The sequence below is a fragment of the Herpetosiphonaceae bacterium genome (assembly GCA_036374795.1).
Lineage (GTDB): Bacteria > Chloroflexota > Chloroflexia > Chloroflexales > Kallotenuaceae > LB3-1.
The window spans coordinates 1-6,622 of record DASUTC010000350.1 but is presented as its reverse complement, the minus strand read 5'-3'; the positions used below and the strand labels follow the sequence as shown (position 1 = coordinate 6,622).

The window sequence follows — 6,622 nt, the reverse complement described above, 5'->3', positions numbered from 1 at the left end:
GGCGCTGTGGCACAAATGGTGGGACGGCGCGGGCTGGAGCGGCTGGGAAAGCCTGGGCGGCTTCTGTGTCTCGTCGCCTGCTGCGGTTTCGTGGGATGCTGGCCGGATCGACACGTTCGTGATCGGGGCGGACCGGGCGATGTGGCATAAGTGGTACGGCTAAGCCTAAGGAGGGCACGCTGTCGACGAGGGCGTCATCTTGACGCCCTCGGTTCGTCTGCGGACTGACACACGCGGTGGCGCTGCGCAGCGTGCATCTGCAAGATCGCCACGAGGACAGGCCCATTGACCGATACATCACCTTTCGGAGGCATACATGGATGCTATGAGCGGAACGAATGAGGGCGGGATGTACCCAACACGAGCCGGTAACGGCGATATGCCGGTCGGCAGGATGGAAGGCGCGCACGGCGGCACGCCCAAGCTCGATCAGGCGGTCGAGCGCGGCGTCGACCAGTTGCTCGCGGTGGTCGATCGGGCGGTGGAGCGCATCGGCGACGAGCGCGAGCGCAATCTTGTGCGCGAGGGCGTTACCACGATCGTGCGCCAGACGTTGTACGAGCTGGCCGAGCAAGAAACGCGGCGGCAGATGGCGCTGGCGACCATGAACGGCGGCATGGCGGTCGGCGATACCGCGCAGGCCGGGATCAACGTGGCGAAGCAGGTGCAAAACCTGGGCTTCGTCGAGTTCACCGCCGGTCTGATCAACAGCACCTTTGACGCGATCATCGGTGCGACGCTCAAGCAGATGGAGGCGTACGCCAAGCTGGTGGCGGATCTTGCCAAGACGCTCAAAGAGTTTCAGGCCGAGAACGTCTCCGACGCGCAGATCAACGCCCACCTGGCGCAGCGCTATCCCGACGGCGAGGGTGGTACCAGCGTACGCGCCGATTTCATCTTCAAGGACACGCCCGACCCCAACAATCCGAGCGGCCCGCCGCTCAAGACCGCCAACGCGAACCTGAAGGAGGTTGCCGACGCGATCAAGCGCGAGACGACCAAGGCCAGCCCTCCGCTAGACCTGACGATCGACGAAGCGGCGACCAGCTTCACCGCCGAGCAGGTGACGGCGATCCAGGCAGCGCTCGGCCAGTCGCTGGCAAGCACGATGCAGGAGCAGCTCCGGGCGATGGCGCGCGAGGGCATGGCTCGCATCGTGATCACCAACGGCGAGATCCTGACCCGGCTGACGTTCAAAGTCACCTCGACCGAGGCGCAGACCAGGCAGGCGACGCGCTATCACCAGGACAGCTTGAAGGTTGGTGTGCGCGGCAAGGCCGGCTGGGGCTGGGGCAGCATCTCGGCCAGCGTAGACTATAGCCAGATCAACGTCAGCACGGTGAACGAAAGCTCCTTCGACTCGCTGACGATGAGCACCGAGATCATCGGCCAGGTGAAGATTAACTTCAAGACTGAAACCTTCCCGCCGCTGACGACCGAAGGCACCTAATCGCTGCTACGCGCAAGGATGCCGCACTGCCCGCGCGGCTGGTTGCATCATCCTTGCGCCGCTCACGATTGCAGAATCAAGCAACCTTTTCGGAAACGTGGCTCCACTATTCTGTACGAGACAGGAGAAGGTTTGGGGGACAATTTGACCCTTGTTCTTTGTTCCTTTGCTCTTTCGTCCCCTGGCCTGACGGCACACTATGTCTGACATTCCCTTTGGCGATCTGATCGCGCTGATCTTCCGCGAGCTGTCCGAGACGTTGGATCAGACCGCGGAGCGAGCCGAGCTGTTGAAGCTGCACGTCAGCGACGTGAACCTCGACATTCCGGCGCATCTGCGCTTGCAGGACGATCCGGCGGGCACAGCCGAGACGCGCCGCCTGATGGTCATGCTGCCGACCGCGCGCGAAACGCCGCCGGTCGGACGCCTCGGTCGCATTCGGATCACGATCGCGCCCAATAGCCCAGCGGAGGAGTCGCCGTGACGAGCAGAGAGCTACTACCGCCGACGGATGCGGCGAGCAATGGCAGGCGCTCCGAGGCAGCCGATGCGCTGTCGAGCGCCGAGAACGTCGAGTGGCAGCTCTCGGAGCTGGTCGATGCGATCAGCGCCGAGATCGATCGGGCCGAGGATACGCTGTCGCTCAAGTCATTTGCGCGCGGCATCTCCTTCGCCATCAAGCAGTTAAGCCTCGATCTCGAAGTGACAGTGCGCCGCGCGCCCGACGGTCGCGTTCTGTTTCGGACCGTCGATCCCGACCAGCAGGGCATGACGCTGCTCAAGCTCGATTTCGCGCAGGTGTTGCAAAGCCAGCTCCAGGGCCTGCGCAAGCCATTGGATCAGCCCGGCGATCCCCGCGATCTGGCGACGCTGCCTGGCATTACGGCGGAGCAGATCAAGCGACTCAACGCAATCGCGATCTACTCGGTAGACGATCTGGAGCGCTACACGCAGACGGCGGCGATGATCGCCGAGGTCAGTCGCAAGACCGACATCGCCGATCCGCAGATTCGGATCTGGCGACATCTACCGTTCCTGTGGGCGCTCAAACCTGCCAGCGGCCCGCCCGGCAGCACGGTGCTGATCGAGGGCGGCAACCTGGGCGCGGTGCCTGACTCCGGCGCGATGGTCTTGTTCGCGGGCCACGCGGCGCAGATCGTGGCCTGGAGCGACGTGCGGGTGACGGTGACGATGCCGCAGGTTTCCGGTCGCGGCGTGCTCTTCGCGATCGTCGACGGGCAGATCACCAACCTGCTGGCGTGGGAGGCGACCACGATCGATCTGGTGGTGCGGAATCTGAGCATCGGCGCGCGCTCTGTGTTCGCAAACGAGCCGTTCCTGGTGGAGGCCGATCTTATCAACCAGGGCAGCATCTCGTCGGGGCCGTTCGAGGTCGAGTGGATCGTCGATGGGCAGCGCTGGCCGCGACAGCCGCACGGCCCGCTGCTGCCCGGCCAGCAATCGCAAGAAAGCAGCACCCGCCGCCAGCTCATGCTCGCAGCGGGCGCTCACACGATCGGCTTCACCGCCGATCCGGCAGGCGCGCTGCCCGATCTGAGCCGCGCCAACAGCACCTTCGATCGGCAGATCATCGTCAGCGCGCGCGAGTACCTGAGCATCGGCGATTTCCGCCCGATCGAGACGCTCGACCCGATCGCGCATGAGCGGCTGGGTCCGGCGGATGTGCTGAGCCTGATCTTTCGCGGCCTGGTGCGCTTCGATCCAGAGCGGCGCGAGCTGGTGCCGGAGCTTGCCGAAACATGGGAGATCGATGGACTGATGGAGGATCGTCTGCGTCGCGGGACGAAGATCAGCATCGTCTTCCGGCTGCGCCGCGATGTGTACTTCCACGACGGCGCGCCGCTGACGGCGCAGGATGTTCTGTTTACCTACAGGTACGCCAGCGAGGTGCCGCACTCGGCCTGGCGCAAGCAGATGAAGGCGATCGAGTCGATCGACCTCATCGACGATCTGACGATCGCGTTCGTGCTGCGCTCAGGCGCTACTCGAACCACGATACAGCAGCTCTTCACGCTGGGCGTGCTGCCGCAGCACGCGATTGATCTGGAGCCTGGCCGCTTTGGCCGCTCGCCGATCGGCACCGGGCCGTTTCAGGTTGCCGAGTTCGCGCCGGGCGCGCCGATCGATCTGCGTGCGTTCGAGGACTATGTTCAGGGCAGGCCGCGCATCGACCGGATGAAGATCGAGGTGATCGATGCTGAGCGGCTGTTCTTGCGCGTTCTGGCAGGCGAGGTCATGGCCGCCGTGCTGCCGGACCTGGAGGACGTTCGGCGGAAGCTTCAGGAGAGCGGCGCGTGGGATCTCTTCCGGGTCGCGGCGGATCAACAGGCGCTACTGCATGTCCAGTCGCGCGGCCTGCTTGAGCGCCAGCCCAATCCGTATGATACGAATTGGAACGCGCATCTGTGGTATCTCAAACAGTAGCCGGGCGTGCGCCGAGAGGCACAAAGCACAAAGAGCAAAGAGCAGGGAGGAAGGAACCTTTGCATGTGGAACTCGACGCTCGGAACTCGAAACCCCGAACAGGTGATCCCGCACTGGACAGCGGTGCTACACTGGACGTACCGCCTGGCTGTCCCTTTTTCATCGCATCCCCCGGACCAGACGCGACTCGCAAGCGTTCTGGAATGATCTCCACATCGCGCCGCCTCCAACTGCAAGAATAACCCGCGAGCGAGTCCTTGTACTGCTAGAAATCCCGCCACGACGGGGCGTATAGCATACGCCCTGCGAGGTCGTTGTATCTGGGCAAGGTGCGCTATGCAACCGACGATCGCCCGCGATCTGTTTATCTCACATACCAGCCGCGATGCGGAATGGGTCCGTGGCTATCTGCTGCCCGCGCTGGGGCTGCCCGCCGAGCGGATCATAACGCCGCAGGATTTCGTGCCGGGCACCCCGATCGTCGATGCGTTCGAGCGCGCGGTGCTGGATAGCCGCTACACGCTGCTGGTGCTGAGCCAGGCGTATCTTGCCGATCAGTGGAGCCAGCTCGGCGGCAAGCTGGCGAGCTTTCTGAGCGTCGACGAGCAGCAGGAGCGGCTGATCCCGCTGCGGCTGGGCCGCTTCGAGCTACCGCCGCAGCTTGGCTTTCGCGTGGCGCTGGATTATACCGCCGAGGCCAACTGGGAGGGCGAAACCGCGCGGCTGCGGGATCTGATCAAGTCGCCGCCGCCGCGTGAGGTCTTCGTCCCCTGCCCGTACCCCGGCATGGTGCCCTTCGGCCAGGACGACGCGAGCCGCTTCTACGGTCGCGACGCCGAGATCCAGAAGATGGTCGATCGGCTGCATCAGCACCGGCTGCTGTTTGTGATCGGGCCATCGGGATCGGGCAAGTCCTCGCTGGTCTTCGCGGGCTTGCTGCCGCGTCTGGCCGCCGGACAGGATTTTCCCAGGGATTTCTGGCGGGTCTGCTCCATGCGACCGGGCAAGCAGCCGACCAAGACGCTGGTCGAGCTGCTGGCGGGCGATGTCTCGCGGCACGCCGAGCTGGTGGCGACGGCGCTGGCGCGGCCGCCGGCGGCGCAACGGCTGCTGCTGGTGATCGACCAGTTCGAGGAGCTGTTTACGCAGGCCGAGCGCGGCGAGCAGATGCGCTTTATCGCGGCGCTGCTGTCGCTGCGCTCCTACGAGAACTGCGTGCTGCTGATCACGATGCGCGCCGATTTCTATCCTGAGCTGATGAGCAGCACGCTGTGGCCGGTGCTGCCCAGCCAGCGGCTAGAGGTCGCGCCGCTGCGTGGCCCTGCGCTGCGCGAGGCGATCCAGTATCCGGCAGCCAGCGTCGGCGCGTACCTCGAACCGGCGCTGGTGGAGCGGCTGATCGCCGATGGACACGACGAGCCGGGCGTGCTGCCGCTGCTTCAGGAGACGATGCGGCTGCTGTGGAGCAAGCGCCAGCGCCGATTGCTCACGCTGAGCGCATACGAGCAGATGGGCCACGACGGCGGCAGCGGCCTGGCGGTCGCGGTTGCCACCAGGGCCGACGCGACGCTGGCGGATCTCACGCCAGCGCAGCGGCAGATCGCGCGGCGCGTGCTGCTGTGCCTGGTGCAGCTTGGCGAGAACTCGCCCGACACGCGCCGCCAGCAGCCGCTCTGTGAGCTATGCAGCCCCAAGGACGAGCCGGACGATTTCAGGTATACCCTGGATCATCTGACCGATAACCGGCTGCTGATCCGCAGCGGTGACGACCAGGCTGCGACCAACGGGCAGGAATCGCGCGTGCTTGTAGATCTGGCGCATGAGGTGCTGATCACGAGCTGGCCGCAGCTCAAAATGTGGCTCGAAGAAGACCGCGCGGGGCTGCTGCTGCACCGGCGTCTGGCGCAGACCTGCGACGACTGGATCAAGCGTCGGCGTGATGTCAGCTTTTTATACGGCGGCTCGCGTCTGGTAGAGGCGCAGCGCTACGCCGAGGAGCATCCCAATGACATCACCGAGGATGAAGATGAATTTCTGGGGGCCAGCGCCGCCCGCGAGCTGGTGCGCGAGCGGTCGCGATACCTCGGCCAGGCGGCAGGCGGCGCGCTCGGCACCGGGCTAGGCTACGGAGCGGCATTTGCGCTCGCGCGATGGAGCGACCCAGGCGCGCTCACGCAAGTTACCGTGGCAGGTTTGTCGCTGATCTTTTTCGTTTTCTTTGCCGTTGGTCAGGTAGCAGGTTTTTGTATCGGGGTGGGGCTGTGGCTCTACCGAGAAAGGCCGACCTTGCGCGCGGCTGCAACGGCGATCATCGGCGCGTGTGCGAGCAGTAGCGCGTTTGTGTTGTTTTCGTGGCTCACATTGCCGCCCGGCGCAATAACAGGCCAGGTGTTGGCGAGGCTGATCGCCCAGGGCCTCATGCTTGGCGCTGGCATCGGCATAGGTGTTGGATGGAAGCAGCGGCAGCCACTGGCGACGATCCTTGGCGGTGTCCTTGGTGTCGGATTAGCCGTTGCGCTGCGTCTGCTGGCCTGGAATCCAATCGTTGCCGTGATCGCCGGGATCTTGCTGGGGACGATGACCAGCCTGGGATTCCGAGCGACGGCTGTTGACAATAATCCACATCTTGTTGTGTAGGTTAGGAGGGCCGCCATGGCTATTACCAATACTGGCTGGCGGCGCTATACATCTTCGTGGCCGCGCGCGTCGCTAGCACTCCTTGCGCTT

Annotated in this window: 4 protein-coding genes; all 4 read left to right on the top strand. The window is 64.6% G+C overall.

Going from position 1 to position 6,622, the window contains the following annotated elements:
* Window positions 1-349: 349 nt before the first annotated feature.
* The 4 genes from VFZ66_28345 to VFZ66_28330 all read left to right on the top strand — a co-directional run bounded on the left by VFZ66_28345 (window position 350) and on the right by VFZ66_28330 (window position 6,532).
* Complete coding sequence (locus VFZ66_28345) at window positions 350-1,450, top strand: hypothetical protein (protein ID HEX6293125.1); 1,101 nt, start codon at window positions 350-352, stop codon at window positions 1,448-1,450.
* A 199-nt stretch (window positions 1,451-1,649) separates the two neighbouring features.
* Window positions 1,650-1,934 (top strand): hypothetical protein, encoded by a 285-nt coding sequence (locus VFZ66_28340; protein HEX6293124.1) that lies wholly within the window; start codon window positions 1,650-1,652, stop codon window positions 1,932-1,934.
* Window positions 1,931-3,895, top strand: coding sequence for an ABC transporter substrate-binding protein (locus tag VFZ66_28335; GenBank protein ID HEX6293123.1), 1,965 nt, complete (start codon window positions 1,931-1,933; stop codon window positions 3,893-3,895). Before VFZ66_28340 ends, VFZ66_28335 begins: the two co-directional genes overlap by 4 nt.
* Window positions 3,896-4,231: 336 nt before the next feature.
* On the top strand, window positions 4,232-6,532 hold the full coding sequence (locus VFZ66_28330; GenBank protein HEX6293122.1) for a TIR domain-containing protein: 2,301 nt from the start codon (window positions 4,232-4,234) through the stop codon (window positions 6,530-6,532).
* The last annotated feature ends 90 nt before the right edge of the window (window positions 6,533-6,622 follow it).